Origin of the sequence: Pseudoxanthomonas sp. CF125 (genome assembly GCF_900104085.1) — a bacterium.
Classification (GTDB): Bacteria; Pseudomonadota; Gammaproteobacteria; order Xanthomonadales; family Xanthomonadaceae; genus Pseudoxanthomonas_A.
The window spans coordinates 324,727-349,531 of record NZ_FNLD01000003.1; the positions used below are offsets into that span (position 1 = coordinate 324,727).

Consider the following 24,805-nt stretch of genomic DNA (forward strand, 5'->3'; position numbering starts at 1 on the left):
GCATGACCTCGCCGGTTCTTTCGGCCGGCATCGCCGGCATCGGTTTCTGGACCCGCGGCCTGCCTTCGTGGGCGGCGGCGTGCGCCTATCTGGCCGATGGCCCGCCCGCCAATGGCATGCCGCCCGACGACGCACCGGCCAAGCCTTCGCCCCAGCTGCTGGCGCCCAACGAGCGTCGGCGCGCGCCGGAAACGGTGGCGGTCGCGCTGGAGGTGGCGTTGGCCGCCTGCACCGCCGCAGGCTGCGATCCGGCCACGCTGTCCTCGGTGTTCGCTTCCACCCATGGCGACCTGGCCATCACCGACTACATGTGCCAAACCCTGGCCAGCGACCCGCATAGCCTTTCGCCCACCCGCTTCCACAACTCGGTGCACAACGCGGCGGCCGGCTACTGGACCATCGGCGCCGGCGCCATGGCCCCGGCCACGGCCATCAGCGCTTACGACGCCAGTTTCGCGCAGGGCCTGCTGGAAGCGCTGGCGCAACTGGCCACCGGCACCGAGGCCGTATTGCTGGTCGGCTACGACAGCTCCTCGGCAGGACCGTTGGCCGAGGTTTCCCGCAGCCAGGGCCTGCTGGGCGGCGCTCTGCTGCTGGTCGCCGATCCGCGGCCTGGTATGCCGCGACTGCGTGTGGGCATTCGGGAAGCGACGGAGCGTGCCGTCGAAAATGACGGCGCGCTTTCGCGATTGGCCGCCGGCAACGCCATGCTGCCGATGCTGCCGCTGTTCGAAGCCTTGGCCTTGTCGCGCCCACACGCGGCGATAACGGCCGGATCAGGGAAGATTCTGGAGATGGAGATCGCTTATGACTGAGTCGCATCGGCTCGAACGCAACCAGGTCGCGGTGCTGATTCCGGCATTGAACGAATCGCTGCGTATCCGCGAAGTAGTGGAAGGCGCGCTGGCGCAGTGCCCTAACGTGATCGTGGTCGACGACGGCTCCACCGACGGCACCGGCCAATGCATCGCCGACCTGCCGGTGATCGTGCTGCGGCACGAGCAACGCATGGGCAAGGGACAGTCGCTGCGCGATGGCTTCGGCGAAGCGCGGCGGCGCGGCTTCAAGGGCGTGCTGACCATGGATGGCGACGGCCAGCACTCGGCCAGCGACTTGCCGCGCTTGCTGGACGCAGCCAATCGCCATCCCGGCTGCATCGTGATCGGCGCGCGCCTGCGCAAACGCGCCTCGCAGCCGACCTATCGCCGGCTGGCCAACGAGTTCGGCGACTGGGGCATCGCCTGGGGCACCGGTTATCAGGTAGCCGACAGCCAGAGCGGCCAGCGTTTCTATCCGGCCGAAGTGCTGGCGCTGGACGACATCCCTGGCGAGAATTTCGTATTCGAAGCGCAGATCGTTATTTCCGCGGCGCGCACCTTGGGTACGCGTTGCGTGTCGGTGCCGATCGAATCGCGCTACCGCCGCGCCGGCAGCGAGGAGCAATTCCGGCCCAGCCACTTCCGGCCGCTCACCGATCTTTACCGCATCACCAGCCACATCGTGAGGCAGGCGCTGCGCTACGGCGGCATCCCCGCGGTCTACCGCAGCATCCAGGCCAACCCGCCGATCATCGACGATCCCAGCGGGGAATTCGGTGCTCCACCGGTCACCTCCGAGGTCAGGAAACCCGCATGAACTCCACCGCCACCGATGTCGTGATACTGGGTGGCGGACTGGCGGGATTGAGTTTGGCGATACAGCTGAAGCAGCGCGAGCCGGCGATCGGCGTCACCGTGCTGGAGCGGCGCGCGCATCCGGTGCGCGAGGCCGCATTCAAAGTCGGCGAATCGACGGTGGAGATCGGGGCGCACTACTTCGCCAATGTGCTCGGTTTCCGCGAGCACCTGGAGAACGAACAGATACGCAAGTTCGGCTTCCGGTTCTTCTTTTCCGAAGGCCGCAACGACATCGACCGCTGCACCGAGCTGGGCGTAAGCGAACTGCTGCCCGCGCCCTCCTGGCAGCTCGACCGCGGGCGTTTCGAAAATTTTCTCGGCGAACAGGCACGTGCGCTCGGCGTGGATTTCCGCGATGGCGCAGTGGTACGCGGAATCGAGCTGGACGAGAAAGACCAGCCGCATGCGGTGACGTTCGATCACGCAGGAGCGCAGGCGATCTTGAGCGCGCGCTGGGTGGTCGATGCGGCAGGCCGCGCAGGACTGATCAAACGCAAGCGTGGGCTTGAGCAATCCAACGACCATGACGCCAATGCGGTGTGGTGGCGGGTGGACGGTTTCGTCGATCCCGACCAATGGTCCGACGACCCGCAGTGGCTGGCGCGTTGCGCGCCGCCGGACCGCTGGCGCTCGACCAACCACATGTGCGGACCTGGTTACTGGTTCTGGCTGATTCCGCTGGCCTCGGGCGCGCATTCCCTGGGCATCGTCTGCGACGCGAAGATGCACCCGCTGGTAACCATGAACACCTTCGACAAGGCGATGGCCTGGCTGCATGAGCACCAGCCGCAGGTGGCGCGTTCTCTGGAAAAGCCCGAACACCGGCTGCAGGACTTCCTGTTCCTGCGCCACTTTTCCTATGGCTGCAAACAGGTGTTCAGCGGCGACCGCTGGGCGCTGACCGGCGAGGCGGGCCTATTTCTGGATCCGTTCTATTCGCCGGGCAGCGATTTCATCGCCATGAGCAACACCTTCATTTGCGATCTGATCGGCAAGGACCGCGCCGGCCGGTCGTTCGCGCCCTATGCCGAGATCTACCAGCAGATGTACTTCTCGTTCTACGAAAATACGTTGACGTTGTACCAGGATCAGTATCCGCTGTTCGGCGATGCGCAGGTGATGCCGGTCAAGGTGATCTGGGACTACACCTACTACTGGGCGTTGCTGGCGCCGTTGTTCTTCGGCCAGCGGCTTACCGAGATTTCGCTGATAGGCAAACTACGGCCGCAATTCCTGCGTGGCCGCCAGCTGAACCTGTCGATGCAGGCGCTGCTGCGCGAATGGGGTCGGCGCAATAGCGCGCCGCTGCGCCCGGACGACCGCTTCCTCAACCAGTACGAGGTCGACTGGTTCCATGAAATGAATCGGGCGCTGCTGGATGAACTGGACGATGCCGCGTTTATGCAACGCATAGGCGACAACGTGGCGCGGATGGAGTGGCTGGCGCGGGAGATACTGGGGCGGGCCAGGGCCGAACATGGACAGATCGATGGGTATGGGTTGGATGAGTTGCTTGCGGGTTCCGAAAGTGCGGAGATTTCGCTGGCCTCGTTCTGGTATGCCGACGCCGCCTAGTTAAAATAGTGCCGTCATCCCGGCGCATGCCGGGATCCATCCATCAGGACAAGGAAGTCCATGAAGCAACCCTGCGTATACCTGCTTGCCAGCCGCCACTACGGGACGCTGTACACGGGCGTCACTTCCGATCTGCTCCGGCGCGTTTCACAACACCGCGAAGGCATCGTCGACGGCTTCATAAAAAAGTATCGCGTGCATAGATTGGTCTGGTTCGAACACCACGCCACCATGCCCGAAGCGATAGCGCGGGAAAAGTCGATAAAGGAATGGAAACGTGCCCATAAGATCGCGCTGATAGAAGCTTGCAATCCTCACTGGTCGGACCTGTTTCCGCGGCTGTTTTGATGACCTTCGGAAACACTCCTTCACTTAGGGATGGATCCCGGCATCCGCCGGGATGACGACCGGAAGAAAACGGGCCCGGAATATTTTTTGGCTAACCCATCCCTCCATTGACCCCAATCACCTGCCCATTGATATACGCCGCCTGTTCCCCGCACAAGAATCCCACCAGCGCCGCAACCTCTTCCGGCTTGCCCACCCGCCCCGCCGGCACTATCTGCTTTACCACCTCAGGCGGAAAAGCATCGCCCGCCATGCTGCCTTCGATCACCCCGGGCGCCACCACGTTGACGGTGATGTTGCGCGCGGCCATCTCGCGCGCCAGCGATTTCGATGCGCCATGCAGGGCGGCCTTGGCGGCGGCGTAGTTGGTCTGGCCGCGGTTGCCCAGCACCGCGGCGACCGAGGACACGCTGACGATGCGCCCCCAGCGCGTACGCGCCATCGGCAGCAGCAACGGCTGGGTGACATGGAAAAAACCATGTAGCGAGACGTCGATCACCCGCTTCCACTGCGCTTCGGACATGCCGGCCATCGGGGCGTCGTCATGGATGCCGGCGTTGTTGACGATCACCTGGATGGGGCCGCTCTGCAACAGCGCGTCGATAGCCATGCGCGTCGCATCGCCATCGGCTACATCGAAGGCGACGGCATCCGCGCTGCCGCCAGCCGCGCGGATCTCCGCGACCACCGTCTCGGCGCGCGCAAGATTGCCGTTGGCGTGGACGATGACATGCAACCCGTCCGCAGCGAGCCGCTTGCTGATGGCGCCGCCAAGGTCGCCGCTACCGCCGGTGACCAGCGCGCGCTTCATGGTTTCCTGTTGCATCTCGGATTCTCCCTTCGTTCGTTGAACAGCTGCGCTCCCACGTTTTTGTAGGAGCTGCGTAAGCTGCGACCGTAAGAACCGGGTCGCGCACGCATGCGATCGGAAAGACCACGGTCGCAGCTTACGCAGCTCCTACAGCTGAAGCATGACTGCGGCGCGGCCTTCGACAAGAAGATGGTCCCCATGGTGGATGCGGAACGCATACTGCTGACTGCCCTCGCCTTCGGCCAGCACCTCGGCTTCGCACTCGAGCACGCCGGGCAACTGGTCGATGTAGGACACGTGCAGCCGTACGCCACGCAAGGCGACCAGCAGACCTGGACCCGCATCGCCGCCGCGCGCACGCGCGCGCAGCCCGCCGTGCACGGCCATGGCTTGGGCGCCGTATTCGCACAGATGCACGGCGCGCAGTTTGTCGCCGGACCGCAGCGGGTGCGCAACATCACGATGGTTGCTGGCGCGCAGGACGATCCGATGCGCGTCCCACTCCACCACCTGGTCCCACAGGCACATGCTGCCCTTGTGCGGAATCATCGCTTCGATCTGCTCACGCGGCAACATCGGGGTTCTCCTGCACCGGCTGCCGCGACACCAGCAGCGCCAGCACGAAATTGGCGAACACCCCGATGGCCACGGTGCTGCCGATCGCGCGCAGCACGGGGATGGAGGACAACGCGAGCAGACTGAACACCAGCAACGTCATCAGACTGCACACGATCAACGCGTGCAAAGTGCGCAGCTGATCGGCGCGGTCGTCGCCGGCATGGTCGAAAAACAGGGCGTAGTCCAGGCCCAGGCCGGCGGCGAGAATCAATGCAACCAGATGGAACAGATTCAACTCGACTCCCAGGCCACGCAACACGGCCAGGATCAGCAGGGTCGTCAGCGCCATCGGCAACAACACCCGCAGCACGCGCCGCGGCTGGCGCAACGCGATCCACACCGTGGCCGTGAGCAACAGCGCGGCGACGGCCAGCGCCGCCAGCACGCGGCCACGGTAGGCGGCCACCAGCGATTCGGAGGCTTCCTTCAAGTCCAGCAATCGCGCGCCGTTGGCCGCTGCCGTTGTCGCGACCGCGGCAGGATCCTGCAGGCCGTTCAACGACACCAGCGCGGTGACGTGATCGCTGCCGGACAGCAGCAACCCGGCAACGCTCGCCGCCAGCGGCGTGCCCTGCAGGTCGGCCTGGGAAAGCGCGGGCGCGCGCTTGGCGGCCTCGATGTCGGCGACGAAGGGATCGAACGCATCCGCGTTGAAGGGCGAATCCTCCAACACCGTTGCCAGCATGGCTTGAAGGCGATCGCGCGCAGGCAACGCCTGCTGGCGCGCATGCTGCACTTGCGCGCTGGGCAGGTAGCGCGCAGCCAGGTCGTAACCGGCCAGCGCACCGTCGACCACCAGCCGATCCAGCGCCGGACGCAAACGTTCCGAGGCCTGCAGCACCTGGTCTTCGGTCTTTCCCTCAACCGTCAGCACGTAGCGCACATCCGGCGCGCCCAGCTCGTCGCGCAGCACCGCATCCTGCGCCAGCGCATCGGCGGGCACTGGCGTGAGTTTGGATAGGTCGTTCTGCCAGAACACGCCGGGCGCGAACGCGATGATGCACAGCGCGACCAGGGCCAGCATTGCCAGCGACCCCTTCGGTCGCGGCAAACGCGCGATGCCCCGCCACATTTTCGCCAGCGCCCGCGAATCGGCGAAGTCGCGCGGTGCGGGGTCTATCAGCGCAGGAAGCAGGAAACGCGTACTGATCGCGGCAGCGCCCAGCCCGGCAATGGTGAATACCGCCAACTGTTTCAACCCGTCCACGCCGGAGAACAGAAAAGTGACGTAGGCGATGCAAGTGGAGGCTACGCCGGTGGCCAGCGTCGGCCACAACGAACGCGCGTTGGTCCACGGCGACATGCCCGGACGCTGATGGCTGAAGAGGTGGATCGGGTAATCCTGCACCACGCCGATCAGAGTGAAACCGAAAGCGACGGTGATGCCGTGCACGCCGTCGAACAGCAACGCCACCGCGCCCAGCCCGGCCAATCCGGCGGTGGCCAATGGCAATGCGCCCAGGATCGGCATCTTCCAACTGCGGTAGGCGATTCCCAGCAACAGGATCAGGCCGATGGTATCGACCATGCCGATCCATTGCGCCTCGGCGGCGGTGCGCCCGCCGATCTCCACCGAGAACGCACCCGGGCCGGTCAGGACCAATTCGCTGCGCGTGCCGGCGGCGATCTTCTTGAAACCGGAATGGATGGCGTCGACCGCCGCCTGCTGGCCGGTGGGATCGAAACCCGCCGCCCGCGTCTGCGCCACCAGCAGGGCTTTGTCGCCGGCGCGGTCGAACCAGACTTCTTGCAAGCGTTGCGGCGCGTTGGCCGGTTGCCAGCGCTCGGCCAGTTTCAGCGTTTCAAGGGTGGGGTCGGCAGGCAGCAGCGGCTCGATCAGCGAGGCCGCCGGCGAGCCGAGGTCCTGCACGCGCGCATCGAGTTCTTCGCGCAGCATCGCTTCATCGAACGGCCGCGTATCGAAAGTGTCGGTCAGCAGGTAGCGGTAGGGACGCAGCCGCTCCGGAATGGAATCCAGGCTGGCATCGCCGCCATTGGCGACCAGTGCGAACTCCGGTCGCGCCGCCAGCGCACTGCGCAAAGCCTGCGATTGCGCGGCCAGGGTCGGCGCATCGGCGCCGGAGATCGACATCAGCAACAGACGCGAGCCCGGGCCCTCGCCCAGCTCGTCGATCAGCAGTTTCTGCGCCGGGGTTTCGGCGGCCGGCATGAACTTGCGCAGGTCGCCGCTGAGTTGCAGCCGCTGGGTGATCGCCCATGCGGCCAGGGCCAGCACGGCAAGCCACAGCAGGGCCAGCGCGATGCGGCTGCGCGCCGACAGCATCAGCGCGTGGCGCCCGCGCGGCACAATGCGGCCAATGCCTCGGCGGAGCTTGCCTTTCCAGAGCCGGCTTTGGCGGCATCGTTAGCGGCGCCCGCGAGCAACGTGCGTTGCAGGTCGCCTTTGAGCGGACGGGTTTCGATGCAGCGCAACTCGGCGCCGCGTCCGTACAGGATGATGTCGCGCACGCTGCTCTTCATCTGCGCGTCGAGAGGCGCGAGCAGCAGCGTCCATTGCTGGCGCGTACCTTGCGGCGTGAGCCGATAGTGCTTTTCCAGCAAAGCGCGGTCGCCCGAAAGCAACGCGCCGAAACTGGCCTGCAAACCCGCAAGTTCCGGCACCCGCGACAGCGCGAACTTGCGCGGCGTCTTGCCGGCGCGGGCGATGATCGCCTCGCCGTTGCGCAGGGTGGTGGTTTCCACGTACGGCGAGCGCACCGCGCGCACCAGCGTGTCCTGGTCGGGGCGCTGGTATTCGCCCTCTATGCGCAGCGGCGCCTTCAGCATCGCCGATCCGCGCAGCTCCACGAAGGCGGTGCGCACCGGCGCGGGCCGCGCCAGCTTCTGCAGAATCCAGTCCGCATCGACCGCTGCGGCCGCACCGGCTTCAGGGGCTGCGACGCACGGCCACGCGGCGCTGCACAGCAGCATCAGCGTCGGCATGATCGATCGCCACGATGCGCGGCGCATCGGCCGTGGACGACGTGCTGGCTTCATCTTGGTTACCCCAGAAATCATAGAAATTGAACCAGTTGTAAGGTGCGGCACGGGCGTGATGCTCCAGCCTGGCGGCGTAACGCTGGATGAGCGAGAGCACCGCCTGGGCGCGCTGCTGACGCGGAACGGCGATGCCGTCGCTGAAACGCTCGAACGCCAGGTGGTAGCGGCAGCCATCCAGATACAGCCCGAAAGCCAGCACCACCGGCACCTTGAGCGCCGAGGCGATCAACCAGGGCGCCGTCGGGAAGGGCGCTTCGCGACCCAGGAACCGCGTATTCAATGCGGGCTCGCCGGCGCGCGCACGATCCACCAGCAGCGCGACCAGCGCGCCTTCGTCGGTGGCCTGCTTGATGGCCATGGCGATCGACGGCCCGTCCTGGCCGGCATCGATCACGCCGGCGGCGATCTCCGGATTCAACGCATCCAGCAACTGCGTCATCGCCGGATTGTGCGCTTTGTCCAATACCACCCGGATCTTGTAGTCGGAGCGTTGCTGGGCCAGCACGCGCATTACTTCGAAACTGCCCAGATGAGAACCGAACAATAGAACGCCCTGGCGGCGGTCCAGTACCTCATGCAGTTCCGGCAGGCCGGTGATGCGCACGTCGAAACCGCCGAAGCGCCCGCCCAGCAGAAAAACCCGGTCCAGGATGGTCGCAGCGAAAGTATGGATATGCCGGGCCACCGCCCACAGCCCCACCTTGCGGCCCAGCACACGCGTCAGGTAGGTACGCGAGGCGCGCCGTTCCGGACCGCGCACCAGCAGAAAATAAAGCGTGATGGGATACAGGCACATGCGGGCGACGCTGCGCCCGCCGTAGCGCGCGATGCTGCGGATCAGCCAGATGGCGAAACGCCCTCCGCCTTCCGGACGCTGTTTCCAGTTGGCGCTCATGCCGTGGCCTGCGCTTCGGCCACGATCTCGCCGCTGGCCAGCACTTCCGGACCGCACAACACCCGGAAACGCCAGCGCGGCGCTTCGCCCGACAACTCCACCGAAGCGGATTGGCCGGGCAGCAAGGGTTTGAGGAATTTCACTTGTGGCAAACGCAATGGCGGCAGCGGCCCGCAATCGGATTCGATGGCCTCGATCACCCGGTCCAGAAGAACCACGCCCGGGACAATCGGCCGACCGGGAAAATGCCCCGGCAAGCTCGGGTGATCCGCTGGAATGATGAACCGCATACCGCATTTTCCTGACTGTCCCCTGCACACAAGGATACCGGAGGCTTGGGTGAACGCACCGCATTTGCCGGCTCGTCAGGAGAATTACTGTCCGCATACCCTCCGACCGTCATCCCAGCGAACGCTGGGATCCATTTTGATCTTGCTATGGCCCTAGCTTTTGCTCGTGCTTTTGCCTCCTCCCTTGCGCGCAGCGCAGGGGAGGATTGAGGAGGGGTGCTCTTGATCTTTGCTTTTGCCTCGAAGCAAAAAGCGTTTCGCGCGTTGCGCGAGTCACTTTTCTTTGCACGGCAAAGAAAAGTAACCAAAAGAAAGCCGCCCTACGGCGCGCCCAGCGATGAAGCCGCTGGGTTCGCAAATGAGCCGGGAATTTCCGGAAGGCGCCTCCTGCGCCTCCGGAAACGGCGCACATCCTTGTGCGCCGCCCCTGCGGGGTTTGTCCCGCCTCATTTGCCGCGCCTCACGGGGTTTGGGCAAAAAAGCACAGCACCTTCACCGCATCAATTCATTCCAGAACCGCGGCCCCAACCGCGCCATCTGCTGAATAAACTCGCCCACATTGCGATACGGCCGATGCGGAAACCGACGCTTGCGCAGCCAGTATTCGACGACAAAGAACCCTCCGACGATGCCGTAATTGAGCACATTCGCGAACAGCGACCACTGCTCGTCCGTCACCGCCAGCACCGGCGTATGGCCGAACTGGTGCAACACGCCACTGGGCACCGCGCACAACGCCAACAGCAGGTTCAACACCGCCAACACCGCCAGCATCGCCGCCCAGGCCACCGTCAACTGGCGAGTGTAGAGATACAGCGCCGGGCTCACCGGCATGGACGCCTGCGCATACAGCCCTTCCACGATGCGTGTGATCAGCGGAACCCTGCCCGCATACAACGTGCGCCCGAACAGCCACGCCACCAGCGCGATGAACACCACCGGCGGCGCCAACAGCGGCATCAACGCATAACGCGATTGTGAGACCACCCACAGTGCCAGCAGGCACATTCCCAGCAGCGACAGCGCCCACAGCCGGCGCTTGAGCAACGGCTCCAGCAGTAACAGCAGCACGATGTCGGCCAGCGCCAGCGCCGCCCAGCCGCCATCGCTACGGGCGCTGGCCAGATGGGCGAACACCGGATAGGCCAGCGCAAGCAGCACCCGCAGCCCCATCAGCAGCCCCCCGGAAACCTCCGGAGCGGCGGCGGGGTCAGGCGGCCTTGTTGGTTTCGACATGCGCCGACAGTGCGCGCAGCGACGCGAAAATGCGACGGTTCTCGTCGTTGTCCGAACGCAGCTGGAAGCCGTACTTCTTGCTGATCGCCAATGCCAGCTCCAGCGCGTCGATGGAATCCAGGCCCAGACCGGTGTTGAACAACGGCGCCTCCGGATCGATCGCACCGGCCTCGACATCCTCCAGGTTCAGGCTTTCGACCAGCAGATCGGCGAGCTCGCGTTCAGCGGCGGTTTGCGTGGACATCCAGTGACTTCCCTAAGTGGCAGGGGCGACACGATCCGGCATCCGCGTCCGCTTGGCAACCGGCGCGGACCATGGCCGCCCGCAACGCCCGAGTTATCATGCGCGCCTGCTTCTACCGCGAACACCGAGATGGTTCAGCCAGGATGACCCAAGCCGACCCCGCAAGCGCACAGCCCCGTACGGAGGATCCGCCGGCCGCGTCCGCACCGGATCCGGTCCCGGCGGCGGTCGATGTCCTGGTGATCGGCGGCGGACCGGCCGGCACCACCGCCGCCACCCTGCTGGCGCGCAAGGGCTGGCGGGTGGTATTGCTGGAAAAAGGCGAGCACCCCCGCTTCCATATCGGCGAATCGCTGCTGCCGATGAACCTGCCCATTCTGCAGCGCCTGGGCGTGCTGGAGCAGGTGAAGGAAATCGGCGTGTTCAAGCCCGGGGCCGACTTTCCGCTGCAGGACAAGGCCAACAGCGTCAATGTGTTCAGGTTCGAACGCGCGCTCAACCCCGTTTTCCCGCATGCCTATCAGGTCAAGCGCGAAGAATTCGACCACCTGCTGTTCCAGAACTCGCTGGACAACGGCGTGGACGCGCGCATGCGCACGACCGTGGAGAAGGTGGAATTCGGCTCCGATGGCCGGCCAGGCACGGTGCTGGCGCGTACCGCCGCAGGAGAAGCGCTGGCGTTCGCACCGCGCTATCTGGTCGATGCCAGCGGCCGCGACACTTTCATGGGCGGCAAGCTGAAACTGAAAAAGAAGAATTCGCTGCATCAATCGGCAGCCATCTTCAGCCACTTCCGCGGCGTGACCCGCCGCGAGGGCGCCGATGCGGGCAACATCACCGTCGAACGTTTCCCGCACGGCTGGATGTGGCTGATTCCGCTGCGCGACGATGTGATGAGCGTGGGCGCGGTGTGTTTCCCCGAGTACCTCAAGCAGCGCCGCGGCGACAACGAAGGCTTCCTGATGCAGACCCTGCAAGCCACGCCGTCGGTGTGGTCGCGCATGCAACAGGCCGAGCGCGTGGCGCCTGTGCACGTCACCGGCAACTATTCCTACACCTGCACGCGGATGACCGGGCCGGGCTGGGTGATGGTGGGCGACGCCTACGCCTTCATCGACCCGGTGTTTTCGTCGGGCGTGTACCTGGGCATGAACAGCGGCGAGCATGCCGCCAGCGTGGTCGATGGCGCGTTGCGCGATCCGGCCAGCGAAGCGGCGTTGCAACGGGCCATGGAAAAACGCCTGAAGCGCGGCCTGAAGCATTTCTCCTGGTTCATCTACCGCTTCACCACCCCGGTGATGCAGCGCCTGTTCGCCCAGCCGCGCAACGATTTCCAGATCGAACAGGCGGTCATTTCGATGCTGGCCGGCGATGTGTTCGACAACCGTCCGGTGCTGCGGCGCCTGCGCCTGTTCCGTCTGATCTACGCGTTCAACGCGCTGCAGCTGGCGCCGCGCGCGTTCCGGGGCTGGCTGCGCCGCAAGCGGCAGGTAGGCGAGAATTTCGGCGGCGACACTTTGCAGGAAGGCAATCCATGAGCCGGCCGATGACCTCGATGCCCGTGGCGGCCGCCCACGCGCGGCTGGAAGTGGACTATGTCGGCGCCGACTCGCCCGCTGCGCTGCTGGCCAGCGACGACGTCCTGGCGGTACTCGGTTTCGGCAACGATGCGCCGTACAGCGACGATCCGCGTTACCTGCGCATACCGCTGCAGCCGCATGGCGCGGCGCCGTTCGAGGTGTGGCGGGCCAACGCGCCGGTCACCTGCGGGCGCGATGGAGACATCGCCTGGTCGACCGACGGGCAATTGCTGTTCGGCGCGATCGAGATCGACGAGAGCGTGATCGGCATCGAGGCAGCGGCCGATGTGGCCTACGCGCAGCTGATCGAGTTCGTGCGCCGCAGCGACACCCCGCAACTGCTGCGCATGTGGAACTACCTGGACGCCATCACTTTGGGCGACGGCGATGCGGAACGCTACCGCCAGTTCTGCGTCGGACGCGCGCGCGGCATGGGCGATTTCGACGCCTCGCGCCTGCCAGCCGCCACCGCGATCGGCCGCTGCGACGACAAACGCATCATCCAGATCTACTGGTTGGCCGCACGCGAAGCCGGTACGCCGGTGGAGAATCCGCGCCAGGTCAGCGCTTATCGCTACCCGCGCCAGTACGGCCGGCAGTCGCCCAGTTTCGCGCGCGCCATGCTGCCGCCGCCGGGCGGGACGATGCCGCTGCTGTTGTCGGGCACGGCCAGCGTGGTCGGGCATGCCTCGCAGCACGTTGGCGAATTGCTGGCGCAGATCGAGGAGACTCTGGCCAACTTCGATGCGTTGCTGTCGGCGGCGCGCGTGCGCGCGCCGTCGTTGCCGGCGCAGTTCGGCGCCGGTACGCGGTTGAAGGTTTACGTGCGCGACCGCGCCGATCTGCCGGTAGTTGCGCAAGCGCTGGACCAGCGTTTCGGCGACCGCGTGCCCAGGCTGCTGCTGCACGCCGCGATCTGCCGGCGCGAACTCAGCATGGAAATCGACGGCGTGCACGGGTAGGTCGGGGCTACGCCCCCGACGCGAAGAATCCGGATATCCGTGGGTCGGGGGCGTAGCCCCGACCTACAGGCCAAGCATCCGCAACAACTCCGCGCGCGGCAACTTGCCGGTTTCGCTGCGCGGCAGCGCCGGCACCCGCTTCAACGGCCGCGGCAGGAACACCGGATCGATGCTCTCGCGCAATGCCGCCAGGATCGCGGCTTCCTCCAGGTCGGGCGCGACCACCAGCGCGGCGATGCGCGCCACGCCGCGGTGGCCACAGTCGTCCAGTTGCAGCATCACTCCGTCGGCCACCCCAGGGATGGCGAGCAGCCGTCGGGTCAGGTCGCCCAGCGAAGCACGCTTGCCCGCGATTTCCAGCAAATCGGCCTGACGGCCGCGCAGATGGAAACGGCCGTCGCTTTCCACTTCCACCAGGTCGGCCAGCGCCACCGGCACCGGCAGGTGGGCCGCATGAACCAGGGTGCCGTCCGGCTTGGGATGCAGGTGCACGCCGGGCAACGGCGTCCACGCGGCTTCGCAGGCGGTACGGCGACGGGCGATCACGCAGGTCTCGGTGGAACCGAAGACTTCGCGCACTTCGCAACCGAAACGCTCCTCGGCCGCAGCCGCCAGCTCCTGCGAAAGCGGCGCGGTGGCCGAAACGATTCCGCATAGCGCCGGCAAGCGCACGCCCGATTCGACCAGCGCGCGCAGGTGCACGGGCGTGGTGGCCAGCAGTCGCGGCTCCGGCGTTTCCGCCAGCGCGCGCGCTACGTCCTCGGGAAAGAACGGGCGCCCGGCATGCAATCCGGCCGGGCCCAGTAACGGCAGCAGCACCGACAGCTCCATGCCGTACATATGCTGCGGCGGCACCGTGGCCAGCACATGGGGCATCGCATGCCCCTGCCACAGGCTTTCCAGTGCGGCCAGGTTCTGTGCGGTACTGGCGCGGAAAGCGGACCAGGTCTTGGGATTGGCTTTGGGCGTGCCGGTGCTGCCCGAAGTGAAGCCGATGGCCACCACCGCGGCGCCATCGATCATCGGCGTGCCGTCCATCGATGCGTCGCCCTGCAACTCCGGCAGCACGTCCGGCAACAACCAATGCCCCGGCGGCACCGCCGCCAGCAAACCGTCGCCCAGGCTGTAGCTTTCCGGATACTGCGCCAGCACGTCGGTCACCACTTCCGGCGCCCGCGACGGCGGCAGCAGGGTGATCTGCCCACGCAAGGCGACCGCGCAGAACGCCACCAGGAAACGGTAGCGGTCTTCGCACAGATTCACCGCATGGCGTCCCGCCGGCAGCTCCGCTGCGACTCCGCGCACCTGGGCCAGGAACGTGTCCAGACTTATGCGCTGCCCGTCATCCAGAGCCACGGTGCGATCCGCATGGCCTACGGCCAGCGGTTGCGAGGCGGCAGATCCGAGTGGAGCGTTGACGACTGCCGACATGGTGTTGCGATCTCCCTGGTAGCGGTACGGCTTCCCTGATGCGGTTCGCCCTGCTTGCATGCGCATCGATCGACGGCAGGCAGTCCGATTGTGTCGGAAATCACGGTATTAAGGAATTGCGCGCCGGGCCGGGCATGACCACTGGCCGGCTCGTCCGCCTTGGGCCGCTGGTAACCTTGCCGATTCGCGTATGCCACGGAAACCCTATGCGTCCCCGCCTGAACGCCCTGTTGCTTGCCCTTCCCTTTGCTTTTGCCGGCGCCGGCGCCGCCTCCGCGCAGGACGCCAGCGCCCTGACCATCGAACAGGTCATGGCCGACCCCGACTGGATCGGACCGCCCGTGGAAACCGCCTGGTGGGCCTGGGATGGCAAGCAGGTGCAGTATCATCTCAAGCGCCAGGGCAGCCCCATCCGCGACACCTTCCAGCAATCCATCGCCGGCACGGCCGCCCAGCGCGTGGGCGATGGCGAACGCGACACGCTGGATGCGGCCAATCCCGTCTACGACCAGCAGCGCCGGCGCATGGTCTTCGTGCGCAACGGCGATGTGTTCCTGCGCGATCTGCGCAGCGGCGCGCTGGCCCAACTGACGCGTAGCAACGATGAGGAAACGCAACCGCAGTTCGCCACCGACGGCGGGGTGGTCTGGCGCGTGGCCAACCAGTGGTACCGGTGGACCCCGGCCGGCGGGGTGGCCCAGGCGGCGCTGGTGAAAGCCGAAAAGGATCCCAACGCCAAGCCCAAGCCCGACGCGCTGCGCGAACAGCAGTTGCGCACGTTGGAAACGCTGGCGCGCGACAAGGCCCAGCGCGATGCGCTGCAGGCGCAGAACGACAGCTGGCGCAAATCCGACCCCAGCCGCGCACCGGCACCGGTTTATCTGGGCGATGAAGTACAGATCGTGGAAAGCGCGCTGTCCCCGGACGCGCGCTGGCTGTTGGTGGTGACGCAGAAGAAAGGCGCCGATGCCGGCCAGTCCGGCAAGCTGCCGCGCTACGTGACCGAATCGGGCTACGAGGAATTCCAGGAAGTCCGCACCCGGGTGGGCCGCAACGCGCCGTTACCGCAAACCCTGTGGTTGGTGGATCTGGCCAGCGCGAGCGCACGTGAAGTGAAGTTCGACGCGCTGCCCGGCATCGCCGACGATCCTCTGGCGGCATTGCGCAAGTCCGCGGGTAAAGAGCCGTTGAAAGGCAACCGCGACGTGCAGGTGGCCACCAGCGGCGACAACGGCGACGGCGCCACCATGCGCTGGAGCGCCGATGGCCGCAACGTGGCAGTGATGGTACGCGCCATCGACAACAAGGACCGCTGGATCGCCAGCGTGGACCTGGCTGGCGGCAAACTGCAGCCGCGCCACCGTCTGACCGACCCGGCCTGGATCAACTGGAGTTTCAACGAATTCGGCTGGCTGGCCGACAATCGCACCTTGTGGTTCCTGTCCGAGCAATCGGGCTACTCGCACCTCTATACGCAGCACGATTCCGGCAAGCCGGTGCAACTCACCTCGGGCCAATGGGAAGTTTCTTCGCCGGTTCCGGCCGCCGATGGCGGCTTCTTCTTCCTGTGCAACCGCAAGACGCCCGGCGCATACGAGATCTGCCGTGCCGACGACGGCAAAGTGCGCGAGCTGACCACGCTGGGCGGAGTCGAGGATTTCACTCTCTCGCCGGATGGATCGAAATTGCTGCTGCATCGTTCCGGCAGCTATCTGCCCTCGCAGCTTGCCGTCATCGACAGCAAGGGCGGCGATGCGAAGACTTTGACCGATACGCGCACCCCGGCGTTCAAATCGCGCGACTGGATCGAGCCGGAGTTGGTGCAGGTGCCTTCGCAGCACGGCGCCGGCAAGGTGTGGGCGAAGTACTACGGGCCGGCAACGCTGGAACCGGGAAAGAAGTATCCGATCGCGATGTTCGTGCATGGCGCCGGCTATCTGCAGAACGTGCACCGGCGTTACCCGGCTTATTTCCGCGAGCAGATGTTCCACAACTTGCTGGTGCAGCGCGGCTACTTGGTCCTGGACATGGACTACCGCGGCAGCGAAGGCTACGGCCGCGACTGGCGCACCGCCATCTACCGCAACATGGGCCACCCGGAGCTGGACGATTACCTGGATGGCCTGGACTGGCTGGTGGCCAGCAAGCAAGGCGACCGCGATCATGCCGGCATCTACGGCGGCTCCTACGGCGGCTTCATGACTTTCATGGCGTTGTTCCGCGAACCCGGCAAGTTCAAGGCCGGCGCGGCGCTGCGACCGGTAGTGGACTGGACCCAGTACAACCACGAGTACACCAGCAACATCCTCAACACGCCGGAACTCGACCCCGAGGCCTACCGTAAATCCTCGCCCATCGAATACGCGGCCGGCCTGCAGGACCACCTGCTGATCGCCCACGGCATGATCGACGATAACGTGTTCTTCCGCGATTCGGTGGTGTTGACCCAGAAGCTGATCGAACTGCACAAGGACAACTGGGAAATCGCGCCCTATCCGCTGGAACGCCACAGCTTCACCCGAGCCGATTCCTGGCTGGACGAATACAAGCGCGTGCTGAAGCTGTTCGAGGAGAACCTGAAATGAGCGCCGCACCGAACCTGCCGCCTCCGATCCCCGCCAGCGCGCGGCCGGTCAGCAATTTCGTTACCGTACTGGCCTGGATTTCCATTGCGCTGGCACTGCTCGGTCTTCTGTACGGCCTGATGCAGACAGTCATGGGCCTGGTGCTGCCGGCGGATTTCTACCTGCGCATGCTCAACCCCTACGGCGGCGAACCGCCGCGGCTGCCGCCGCTGATGCACTGGATCTACACCAACACGCTATTGATGGGCGTGCTGATGTTGGTGCTTTCGGCGATCTTCCTGTGGGTGTCGTGGGCGGTACTGAAACGCCGCGAATGGGGCCGCAAGGGTTTCATCGCCGTGCTGGTGCTCGGCACCTTGTGGCAGTTCGCCTGCATCTTCGCCCTGCCGCAGTTCATCGAGGGCATGCTGGCCGTCCAGGCCGGCGCGCTTCCGCAGGGACAAACCATGCCGCCGGAACTGGAAGGCTTCATGACCGCCGCCATGCTGATGGGCGGGGTGGTAGCCGTGGTGTTCGCTGCGCTGCATCTCTGGATAGTCTGGAAACTGTGTACGCCCGCGGTGCGGGCGGAGTTCTATCCCTGCAAGGAACCTCAATGACCTCTCACGCACTCATCATCAAGCACAAGACTCAAGCCGGGAAACGGGACGAAGTCAGGAAAGTATGGGAGCGGCACATGGCACCGGCCGTTTCGGCCAACCCCGGCCACATCGCTTACTTCTATTGCTTCGACAATGCCGATCCGGATGCGATCGTTGCGTTCCAACAGTATGTCAGCGCCGAAGCGGCCGGCCAATTCCTGAAGACGGACAGCTACGCCGCCTACCTGCAGGAAGTCGAACCGCTGCTGTCCGGTCCGCCGCAAGTCACGACACTGACCCCGATGTGGTCGAAAGGAAGCTGAAAAACCTCCAGGCTTCCCGTTTGTAGAGCCGAGCTTGCTCGGCTGCTCTTGAGTTCGAGACACAGCAGCCGAGCAAGCTCGGCTCTACAAAATTCATCTTGGAAACCATCGGGCTCGGCAATCGGGGATAATAAATCCCCCCCTGTTAGCTGATTGCCCCGGAGTTCTTCAATGCCAAACGGAATTGGAAGGCTCGGCCTTTTGGCCGCGCTATTGTTCCTCGCCGACTCTGCGGACGCCGCGGCGCTCGCCTGCGGCGTCTACCAGGATCAGAAGAACGAAAACTCCCGGCTGGTGATAGAAAGCGGCGCGCAGGCGCTGGAACTGTCCGCCGGCAGCGCGCCGCGCCGCTTCGAATACCGCCGCGCCGGTGCCGAATTGCAAATGGCGGACCTGGAGGCGGGTCATGTCTCCAAGTACAAGGTCGACGCCGGCAACCGGATTAGCGACGACCTCGATTTCCACGAGTACGTGCTGTCCGAATCCGCCGCCTGCAAGCCATTGCCGCAAGCGGCAGCCGCCGGCACCTGCCGCGCCGATCTGCCGCAGTGCCTGGACAACGCCTACAACGCCGACGAGACCACACTGCGCCGATGGTGCGAGGCGGAAGCGCTGCCTTTCGCCTGCGACAAACTGATCGATCTGTATCAGACGCAGGCCAAGGAGTCCGCCCCCCCCGAACCGGAGATCGAAAAACCGCCCGTCTGTCAGGAAGGCACTCCGGCTTTTTCGGAGGAAGGATGCATAGCCGCAGCCAAGCAAATCCTCAGCGAGCAGATCGCCAAGAGCCTGGTGGGAGCGCTCGGCTCGATGTACGCCGATGCCGTGGCTTTGTCCCCCTCGCACCTGGATCAGAGCATCGCCATGTGCGACCGCACACGCTCGGCGAAAGTCTGCAACAACGCCGCCGGAAAACTATGGACCGCCGGCCGCTACCTGCAGGCGCGCAGCGCATTGCAGACCGCATGCAGCGAAGCCGGCGACCCGGATGCCTGCAAGAAGGCTGAACCTCTGCAAAGCTTGACCGACGCAGATCAGCGCTTCGCCCCGGCCACGCAGCTGCCCTGCGGCGACTACGCGGCCGCCACCGGTTTGATGTCGGAACTGAAGTTCGGCGATCGCGGCATGGTCGAAGGCGGTTTCGGCAGCCGCATGCGCGCGCGCCTGGAGAACGGGCTGGTGCGCATCCGCCACGACAAGGGCGGCGATTTCGTATTCCGCGTACTCGATGCGCAGCGCCTGCTGGGTATCGACAGCTGGAATGAGTTCGCCCTGTACGAACGCCAGGGCGGCGCCGACCGCTGCAGCGCGCCAGTGGCCTATGTCGAAAAACCATTGGAGCAGGACTGTCCGGCGATCATGGAGGAAGGCGGCGCCAAGGCTTGTTGCGACGCAGGCAAGCTGCAGGGCTGCAACGCCCTGGGCAACCAACGCGCGCTGCAGGGCGATTGGACCGGCGCCAAGGTCTATTACCAGCAGGTCTGCGCGCAGGGCGTGCGCGCCGGTTGCGAGAACCTGACCCAGGTGTATGCCAATGCCGGCGACGAATCGGTGATCGATTCGCTGGACCGGTTGTGCGAGAAGGATTCGAAGCATGTCGCCTGCGACGTGCGCGAAACCAGCAATTGGGAAATGCTGAAAGCGGTCAATGCCCTGCAGCAGCTGGGCGATTCGCTGGAGGCGGAGTTGCCCGCCGAAGACGATAGCGGCGGCGAGAGCAATCCCAACAAGGATTGATGCGAAGGCATACCCAATTCAAAGGCACCGACGCGCCTCCCCCCTTTGCAAAAGGGGGTCGCCCGGCTTCGCCGGGCGGGGGGGATTTGCTCTTGATCTTGTTTGGAAGCAGCCGAGCAAAGTCAAAAGCAAATCCCCCTCAATCCCCCTTTTTCAAAGGGGGAGGTACTGCAATGCTCCCGCAGCATTGATTCCGATCAAGGCAGCTGTATCTACGCGCCGCTAGAATAGGTGCATGAACAATATCGCCGACGTCCGCAACTACCTGACCGGCCTGCAGGACCGCATCTGCGCCGCCATCGAAACCGCCGATGGCGGCGCGCGCTTCGCCGAAGACAACTGGACGCGTGCCGAAGGCGGTGGCGGACGCACCCGCATCCTGCGCGAGGGTTCGGTGTTCGAGCAGGCCGGCGTGGGTTTTTCGGACGTTTCGGGAACCAAGCTGCCGCCTTCGGCCAGCGCCGCGCGCCCCGAACTCGCCGGTGCGTCCTGGCGCGCGGTCGGCGTCTCGCTGGTGTTCCATCCCCGCAACCCCTACCTGCCCACCACCCACGCCAACGTGCGCCACTTCCGCGCCGAGCGCGGCGGCGAAACCGTAGCCTGGTGGTTCGGCGGCGGCTTCGACCTGACCCCGTTCTATCCTTTCGACGAAGACGTGCTGCACTGGCACCGTACCGCGCGCGGGTTGTGCGAACCCTTTGGCGGGGATGAGCGCTACCAAACGCACAAGCGCTGGTGCGACGACTATTTCTTCCTCAAGCACCGCAACGAAACGCGCGGCGTCGGCGGCTTGTTTTTCGACGACCTGGGCAGCGATTTCGAACGCGACTTCGCCTACCAGCGCGCGGTCGGCGATGGCTTCCTGGACGCCTACCTGCCCCTGGTCGAGCGCCGCAAGGACACGCCCTATGGCGAACGCGAGCGCGAATTCCAGCTGTACCGCCGTGGACGCTATGTGGAATTCAATCTGGTCTACGACCGCGGCACCCTGTTCGGCCTGCAGAGCGGCGGCCGCAGCGAAAGCATTCTGATGAGCCTGCCGCCACGCGTACGCTGGGAATACGGCTTCGCGCCGGAAGCGGGAAGCCCGGAATCGCGGCTGGCCGATTACCTGCGGCCACGCGACTGGCTGGCCGAGCTGGCCTGACCTTGTAGGAGCGGGCCCTGCCCGCGACCGCTCTTGAGAGGCGTTCCGGCAAGGCGCTACAGGCGGTGGCGATCACCGTGCCAAGAGCGGTCGCGGGCAGGGCCCGCTCCTACAGGATTGGCTACGCGGCAGAATCCTGTTTAACGATGGTGATGTGGCCGTTGGTTTCCAGCACCGCCGACTGGATGTCGTCGATGGCGATGCATCCGGCCTCGCGCAGGGCGCGGTCGAAATCCGCGCGGCTGATCAACTCCTTGCGCAGCACGTCCTTGTAGACGGTGCCGTCGCGCGCCAGCAGCACCGGCGAGCCTTCGATCAGCGATTCCACTTTCGCGCTGCGTGCCGATATCAGGCCCACGGTCCAGTTGAGCGCGATCAGAGTCACCGCCAGCAGCAGCCCGCCGCCGACAGAGGTGTCCTGGCCCAGCAGCGCGTTCTGCACCGCATTGCCCAGCAGCACCACCAACAGCATGTCGAACGGAGTGAACTGGCCCATGGTGCGTTTGCCGGAAGCGCGGATCATCACCAGCAGTACGAAGTACACGACGCACGCGCGCAACACGAAGGCCCACCACGGCATGGCCAGTTCGAACATCTCTGCAAACACTTGCGGCATGGTCCGATTCCGGTACGGGGATACGCGCACAGTAACGCAGAGCACCGACCGTTCCGCGGAATGCCATCGCGCAAAATAAAAAGCCCCACCGACCAGGGGGGGGTCAGCGGGGCCAGGGAACTAGGCCTGGGGAGGGGCCTTCGTTCCGGAGATCACTCCAGGGGATGGGAGAGATCCAGTGACAGACCTTGCATCTGTCACGGGCTATATGACCAGACCGCGCATGGATAGTTCGTGAAGATTCCGGTTAAAAAACCGTAAGGTTTAAGACATATTCAGTTTATTGAACTAGCCAGTATTGAATTAGAAACGCGAGCGCCCGCACAGATACCGGCCGTAACTACCCGCTTTGTCACGGATTTGGGCCTGAATATCCGGGTCAATGCGCCTCATCCCAGTTATCGCCCACTCCGCTGTCGACCACCAGGGGAACCGAGAGCTTTGCGGCACCCGACATTCGCGCGGTGACCTCGTTGAGCAGCGTTTCGACAAAATCCTGTTCAGTTTCGAACACCAGTTCGTCGTGCACCTGCAGGATCATCAGCGCGCGCGCGGCGTGATCGACCAGCCAGGCATCCACCGCGACCATCGCGCGCTTGATGATGTCGGCAGCGGTGCCCTGCATGGGCGCATTGATCGCGGCACGTTCGGCGCCCGCGCGCTGGCCCTGGGTGCCCTTGTTGATGTAATCCAGGTACAGGCGGCGGCCGAATACGGTTTCCACATAGCCCTGCTCGCGCGCCTGCTGGCGCGTGCGCTCCATGTAATCGCGCACGCCCGGATAGCGGCTGAAGTACAAGGCGATGTAGTCCTGCGCTTCGCCGCGGCCGATGCCCAGCTGACGCGCCAGCCCGAAGGCGCTCATGCCGTACATCAGGCCGAAATTGATGGCCTTGGCGGCGCGGCGCTCGTTGCCGGTGACTTCTTCGAGCTTGCGGCCGAACACTTCCGCCGCGGTGGCCTTGTGCACATCGACGCCGGATTCGAACGCGCGCACCAGGCCGGGGTCTTCGGACAGGTGCGCCATGATCCGCAGCTCGATCTGCGAATAGTCGCAGGCCACCAGCTTGCGCCCGGGCGGCGCCACGAAGGCGCGGCGGATGCGGCGGCCGTCGTCGGTGCGGATCGGGATGTTCTGCAGGTTGGGATCGGACGAAGACAGGCGGCCAGTGGCGGCACCGGCCTGGTGGTAGCTGGTGTGCACGCGGCCGGTTTGCGGGTTGACCATTTCCGGCAGCTTGTCGGTGTAGGTGCTGCGCAGCTTCGCCAGCCCGCGGTATTCCAGGATCACGCGCGGCAGTTCGTGCTGGTCGGCAATGGCCTCCAGTGCTTCTTCGTTGGTGGAAGGCTGCCCGGTCGGGGTCTTCAGCACCGCGGGCAGTTTCAGTTCTTCGAACAGCAAGGCCTGCAGTTGCTTGGGCGAATCCAGGTTGAAGGTACGCCCGGCCAGCTCGGTCGCCTTCTGCTGGGCGGCGAGCATGCGCTTGGACAGGTCGGCGGACTGGCGGCGCAGTTCGTCGGCGTCGATCATCACGCCGTTGGCTTCGATGCGCTCCAGCACCGGCACCAGCGGCATTTCTATTTCGCGATACACGCTTTCCAGCCCCGGCTCGGCGGCCAGCCTGGACGACAGTGTGCGGTGCAGGCGCAGGGTGATGTCGGCGTCCTCGGCCGCGTAGCGCGTGGCGTCGTCCAGTGCGACCTGCGAGAACAGGATCTGCTTGGCGCCCTTGCCGGCCACCTGTTCGTACTTGATGGTGTCGTAGCCCAGGTAGCGCTTGGCCAGGCTGTCCATGTCGTGGCGGCTGCTGCCCGAGTTCAACACGAAGCTTTCCAGCATGGTGTCATCGGCGTAGCCGGCCACTACCACGCCATGGCGGCGCAGGACGTGCAGATCGTATTTTCCGTGCTGTCCGAGCTTCTTCTTGTTCGCGTCGGCGAACAGGGGCGAAAGCGCGGCCAGCGTCGCGGCGCGGTCGAGCTGTGCGGGCGCGCCGGGATACTCGTGCGCCAGCGGAAGGTAGACGGCCTTGCCGGGTTCGACCGCAAAACTCAATCCCACCAGGTTGGCCTGCATGGGATCCAGGCTGTCGGTTTCGCTGTCGAAGGCGAACTCGTCGGCTTTGCGCAGCGTGCCTATCAGCGCATCGAGCTGTTCGGCGCTGAGCACGGTTTCGTATTCGCCCTGCACCGACAGCGCGGGATCGATAGCCGAGGTCTCCATTGCGGCAGCGGCCACGAAACCAGTACCGCGCGCGCGGCCCGGCTCCTTTTCCGCGACCGCGCCGGCGGCTTCGCCGCCCAACTCCTTCAGCGCCTGGTTGAATCCGTAACGCTGGTACAGCTGCCGCAGCGAATCCACATCGCGTTCGCGCATGCCCAGGCTTTGCGCATCGCCGTCCAGCGCGACGTCGGTCTTGATGGTGACCAGCTGGCGATTCAGCGGCAGGCGTTCCAGCGCAGCGCGCAGGTTGTCGCCGATCTTGCCCTTGATGTCGCCGGCGTGCGCCATCACCCCGTCCAGCGTGCCGTACTCGGCCAGCCATTTGGCCGCCGTCTTGGGGCCGCACTTCTCCACGCCGGGCACGTTGTCCACGGCGTCGCCCATCAGCGCGAGCAGGTCGACGATCTGCGCGGGCTTCACTCCGAACTTCTCGAACACGTTTTCGTCCGAATCCATGCGGCTGCCGCTCATGGTGTTGACCAGCGCCAGCCCGGGCCGCACCAGCTGCGCGAAATCCTTGTCGCCGGTGGAAATGGTCACATCAATCCCGTCGGCATTGGCCTGCAGGGCCAACGTGCCGATCACATCGTCGGCTTCCACGCCGTCGATGCGCAGGATGGGCATGCCCAGCGCCTGCACGATCTCGCACATCGGCAGCACCTGCGCGCGCAGGTCGTCCGGCATGGCGGCGCGGTTGGCCTTGTACAGCGGATACAGTTCGTCGCGGAAGGTCTTGCCGGGCGCGTCGACCACGAAGGCGACGTACTCGGGATTCTCCTTCAAGGTCGCGCGCAGCATGTTGACCACGCCGAACAGCGCGCCGGTGGGCTCGCCCGCGGCATTGGTCAGCGGAGGAAGCGCATGGAAGGCGCGGTAGAGGTAACTGGAACCGTCGATCAGTACGAGTCTGGGCATGCGCCAATTCT

Annotated in this window: 22 protein-coding genes; 11 read left to right on the forward strand and 11 right to left on the reverse strand. The window is 65.3% G+C overall.

The window, feature by feature from the left end:
* The first annotated feature begins 2 nt into the window (after positions 1-2).
* The 4 genes from BLR66_RS14980 to BLR66_RS14995 are packed head-to-tail and all read left to right on the forward strand — an operon-like array spanning position 3 to position 3,599.
* Positions 3-815, forward strand: coding sequence for a beta-ketoacyl synthase chain length factor (locus BLR66_RS14980; protein WP_093289885.1), 813 nt, complete (start codon positions 3-5; stop codon positions 813-815).
* Complete coding sequence (locus BLR66_RS14985; RefSeq protein ID WP_093288800.1) at positions 808-1,635, forward strand: glycosyltransferase family 2 protein; 828 nt, start codon at positions 808-810, stop codon at positions 1,633-1,635. The genes BLR66_RS14980 and BLR66_RS14985 overlap by 8 nt, the downstream gene beginning before the upstream one ends.
* Positions 1,632-3,251, forward strand: a complete 1,620-nt coding sequence (locus tag BLR66_RS14990; RefSeq protein WP_093288803.1) for an NAD(P)/FAD-dependent oxidoreductase — start codon at positions 1,632-1,634, stop codon at positions 3,249-3,251. The genes BLR66_RS14985 and BLR66_RS14990 overlap by 4 nt, the downstream gene beginning before the upstream one ends.
* Positions 3,252-3,311: 60 nt before the next feature.
* The gene (locus BLR66_RS14995; protein WP_093288806.1) at positions 3,312-3,599 is read left to right on the forward strand and encodes a GIY-YIG nuclease family protein; all 288 of its coding nucleotides are present in this window, start codon (positions 3,312-3,314) and stop codon (positions 3,597-3,599) included.
* A 91-nt stretch (positions 3,600-3,690) separates the two neighbouring features.
* On the opposite strand, the gene fabG is transcribed toward BLR66_RS14995, so the two are convergent.
* From fabG to BLR66_RS15035, 8 genes are all read right to left on the reverse strand, one after another.
* Entirely contained in the window at positions 3,691-4,425 is a 735-nt protein-coding gene (gene fabG / locus BLR66_RS15000) for a 3-oxoacyl-ACP reductase FabG (protein ID WP_093288809.1), read from the reverse strand.
* A 132-nt stretch (positions 4,426-4,557) separates the two neighbouring features.
* Positions 4,558-4,986, reverse strand: coding sequence for a hotdog family protein (locus BLR66_RS15005; RefSeq protein ID WP_093288812.1), 429 nt, complete (start codon positions 4,984-4,986; stop codon positions 4,558-4,560).
* Entirely contained in the window at positions 4,973-7,312 is a 2,340-nt protein-coding gene (locus BLR66_RS15010) for an MMPL family transporter (protein WP_093289886.1), read from the reverse strand. The genes BLR66_RS15005 and BLR66_RS15010 overlap by 14 nt, the downstream gene beginning before the upstream one ends.
* Positions 7,312-7,971 carry a LolA-related protein gene (locus BLR66_RS15015; RefSeq protein ID WP_176943903.1) on the reverse strand — a complete coding sequence of 220 codons (660 nt, stop codon included), beginning with the start codon at positions 7,969-7,971 and terminating at the stop codon, positions 7,312-7,314. Before BLR66_RS15015 ends, BLR66_RS15010 begins: the two co-directional genes overlap by 1 nt.
* Complete coding sequence (locus BLR66_RS15020) at positions 7,916-8,923, reverse strand: LpxL/LpxP family acyltransferase (RefSeq protein ID WP_093288815.1); 1,008 nt, start codon at positions 8,921-8,923, stop codon at positions 7,916-7,918. Before BLR66_RS15020 ends, BLR66_RS15015 begins: the two co-directional genes overlap by 56 nt.
* On the reverse strand, positions 8,920-9,213 hold the full coding sequence (locus tag BLR66_RS15025; protein WP_093288818.1) for an ApeI family dehydratase: 294 nt from the start codon (positions 9,211-9,213) through the stop codon (positions 8,920-8,922). The genes BLR66_RS15020 and BLR66_RS15025 overlap by 4 nt, the downstream gene beginning before the upstream one ends.
* Before the next feature lie 492 nt (positions 9,214-9,705).
* Positions 9,706-10,389 (reverse strand): COG4648 family protein, encoded by a 684-nt coding sequence (locus BLR66_RS15030; protein WP_176943947.1) that lies wholly within the window; start codon positions 10,387-10,389, stop codon positions 9,706-9,708.
* Positions 10,390-10,423: 34 nt separating this feature from the next.
* Positions 10,424-10,693: a phosphopantetheine-binding protein gene (locus tag BLR66_RS15035; protein WP_093288824.1), complete on the reverse strand. Its 270-nt coding sequence runs from the start codon at positions 10,691-10,693 to the stop codon at positions 10,424-10,426.
* Positions 10,694-10,836: 143 nt separating this feature from the next.
* Here BLR66_RS15035 and BLR66_RS15040 point away from each other — a divergent pair, with 143 nt between their 5' ends.
* Positions 10,837-12,231, forward strand: coding sequence for an NAD(P)/FAD-dependent oxidoreductase (locus BLR66_RS15040; RefSeq protein ID WP_093288827.1), 1,395 nt, complete (start codon positions 10,837-10,839; stop codon positions 12,229-12,231).
* The gene (locus BLR66_RS15045; RefSeq protein WP_176943904.1) at positions 12,228-13,235 is read left to right on the forward strand and encodes a chorismate transformation FkbO/Hyg5 family protein; all 1,008 of its coding nucleotides are present in this window, start codon (positions 12,228-12,230) and stop codon (positions 13,233-13,235) included. The genes BLR66_RS15040 and BLR66_RS15045 overlap by 4 nt, the downstream gene beginning before the upstream one ends.
* A gap of 63 nt (positions 13,236-13,298) precedes the next feature.
* On the opposite strand, the gene BLR66_RS15050 is transcribed toward BLR66_RS15045, so the two are convergent.
* Positions 13,299-14,666, reverse strand: a complete 1,368-nt coding sequence (locus tag BLR66_RS15050) for an AMP-binding protein (RefSeq protein ID WP_093288829.1) — start codon at positions 14,664-14,666, stop codon at positions 13,299-13,301.
* 206 nt (positions 14,667-14,872) lie between these two features.
* Between BLR66_RS15050 and BLR66_RS15055 the strand changes: the two genes are divergently transcribed.
* The 5 genes from BLR66_RS15055 to hemF all read left to right on the forward strand — a co-directional run bounded on the left by BLR66_RS15055 (position 14,873) and on the right by hemF (position 21,039).
* Complete coding sequence (locus tag BLR66_RS15055) at positions 14,873-17,251, forward strand: S9 family peptidase (RefSeq protein ID WP_093288831.1); 2,379 nt, start codon at positions 14,873-14,875, stop codon at positions 17,249-17,251.
* Entirely contained in the window at positions 17,248-17,850 is a 603-nt protein-coding gene (locus BLR66_RS15060; protein WP_093288833.1) for a hypothetical protein, read from the forward strand. The genes BLR66_RS15055 and BLR66_RS15060 overlap by 4 nt, the downstream gene beginning before the upstream one ends.
* Complete coding sequence (locus BLR66_RS15065; RefSeq protein WP_093288836.1) at positions 17,847-18,155, forward strand: putative quinol monooxygenase; 309 nt, start codon at positions 17,847-17,849, stop codon at positions 18,153-18,155. The genes BLR66_RS15060 and BLR66_RS15065 overlap by 4 nt, the downstream gene beginning before the upstream one ends.
* A gap of 171 nt (positions 18,156-18,326) precedes the next feature.
* Positions 18,327-19,892, forward strand: a complete 1,566-nt coding sequence (locus BLR66_RS15070; RefSeq protein WP_143014664.1) for a hypothetical protein — start codon at positions 18,327-18,329, stop codon at positions 19,890-19,892.
* 235 nt (positions 19,893-20,127) lie between these two features.
* The gene (gene hemF, locus BLR66_RS15075) at positions 20,128-21,039 is read left to right on the forward strand and encodes an oxygen-dependent coproporphyrinogen oxidase (RefSeq protein ID WP_093288842.1); all 912 of its coding nucleotides are present in this window, start codon (positions 20,128-20,130) and stop codon (positions 21,037-21,039) included.
* A gap of 121 nt (positions 21,040-21,160) precedes the next feature.
* Here the strand turns inward: hemF and BLR66_RS15080 are convergent, their stop codons facing one another.
* Together BLR66_RS15080 and polA are read right to left on the reverse strand one after the other, a co-directional pair.
* Positions 21,161-21,655 (reverse strand): DUF421 domain-containing protein, encoded by a 495-nt coding sequence (locus tag BLR66_RS15080; protein ID WP_093288845.1) that lies wholly within the window; start codon positions 21,653-21,655, stop codon positions 21,161-21,163.
* Positions 21,656-22,034: 379 nt separating this feature from the next.
* Entirely contained in the window at positions 22,035-24,794 is a 2,760-nt protein-coding gene (gene polA, locus BLR66_RS15085) for a DNA polymerase I (RefSeq protein WP_093288847.1), read from the reverse strand.
* Positions 24,795-24,805 lie beyond the last annotated feature (11 nt).

Excerpts from the sequence above, each read along its gene's own strand:
- BLR66_RS14980 (WP_093289885.1), top strand. The coding sequence starts at position 3 with ATGACCTCGCCGGTTCTTTCGGCCGGCATCGCCGGCATCGGTTTCTGG.
- BLR66_RS14985 (WP_093288800.1), top strand. The coding sequence starts at position 808 with ATGACTGAGTCGCATCGGCTCGAACGCAACCAGGTCGCGGTGCTGATT.
- BLR66_RS14990 (WP_093288803.1), top strand. The coding sequence starts at position 1,632 with ATGAACTCCACCGCCACCGATGTCGTGATACTGGGTGGCGGACTGGCG.
- BLR66_RS14995 (WP_093288806.1), top strand. The coding sequence starts at position 3,312 with ATGAAGCAACCCTGCGTATACCTGCTTGCCAGCCGCCACTACGGGACG.
- fabG (WP_093288809.1), bottom strand. The coding sequence starts at position 4,425 with ATGCAACAGGAAACCATGAAGCGCGCGCTGGTCACCGGCGGTAGCGGC.
- BLR66_RS15005 (WP_093288812.1), bottom strand. The coding sequence starts at position 4,986 with ATGTTGCCGCGTGAGCAGATCGAAGCGATGATTCCGCACAAGGGCAGC.
- BLR66_RS15010 (WP_093289886.1), bottom strand. The coding sequence starts at position 7,312 with ATGCTGTCGGCGCGCAGCCGCATCGCGCTGGCCCTGCTGTGGCTTGCC.
- BLR66_RS15015 (WP_176943903.1), bottom strand. The coding sequence starts at position 7,971 with ATGCCGACGCTGATGCTGCTGTGCAGCGCCGCGTGGCCGTGCGTCGCA.
- BLR66_RS15020 (WP_093288815.1), bottom strand. The coding sequence starts at position 8,923 with ATGAGCGCCAACTGGAAACAGCGTCCGGAAGGCGGAGGGCGTTTCGCC.
- BLR66_RS15025 (WP_093288818.1), bottom strand. The coding sequence starts at position 9,213 with ATGCGGTTCATCATTCCAGCGGATCACCCGAGCTTGCCGGGGCATTTT.
- BLR66_RS15035 (WP_093288824.1), bottom strand. The coding sequence starts at position 10,693 with ATGTCCACGCAAACCGCCGCTGAACGCGAGCTCGCCGATCTGCTGGTC.
- BLR66_RS15040 (WP_093288827.1), top strand. The coding sequence starts at position 10,837 with ATGACCCAAGCCGACCCCGCAAGCGCACAGCCCCGTACGGAGGATCCG.
- BLR66_RS15045 (WP_176943904.1), top strand. The coding sequence starts at position 12,228 with ATGAGCCGGCCGATGACCTCGATGCCCGTGGCGGCCGCCCACGCGCGG.
- BLR66_RS15050 (WP_093288829.1), bottom strand. The coding sequence starts at position 14,666 with ATGTCGGCAGTCGTCAACGCTCCACTCGGATCTGCCGCCTCGCAACCG.
- BLR66_RS15055 (WP_093288831.1), top strand. The coding sequence starts at position 14,873 with ATGCGTCCCCGCCTGAACGCCCTGTTGCTTGCCCTTCCCTTTGCTTTT.
- BLR66_RS15060 (WP_093288833.1), top strand. The coding sequence starts at position 17,248 with ATGAGCGCCGCACCGAACCTGCCGCCTCCGATCCCCGCCAGCGCGCGG.
- BLR66_RS15065 (WP_093288836.1), top strand. The coding sequence starts at position 17,847 with ATGACCTCTCACGCACTCATCATCAAGCACAAGACTCAAGCCGGGAAA.
- BLR66_RS15070 (WP_143014664.1), top strand. The coding sequence starts at position 18,327 with ATGCCAAACGGAATTGGAAGGCTCGGCCTTTTGGCCGCGCTATTGTTC.
- hemF (WP_093288842.1), top strand. The coding sequence starts at position 20,128 with ATGAACAATATCGCCGACGTCCGCAACTACCTGACCGGCCTGCAGGAC.
- BLR66_RS15080 (WP_093288845.1), bottom strand. The coding sequence starts at position 21,655 with ATGCCGCAAGTGTTTGCAGAGATGTTCGAACTGGCCATGCCGTGGTGG.
- polA (WP_093288847.1), bottom strand. The coding sequence starts at position 24,794 with ATGCCCAGACTCGTACTGATCGACGGTTCCAGTTACCTCTACCGCGCC.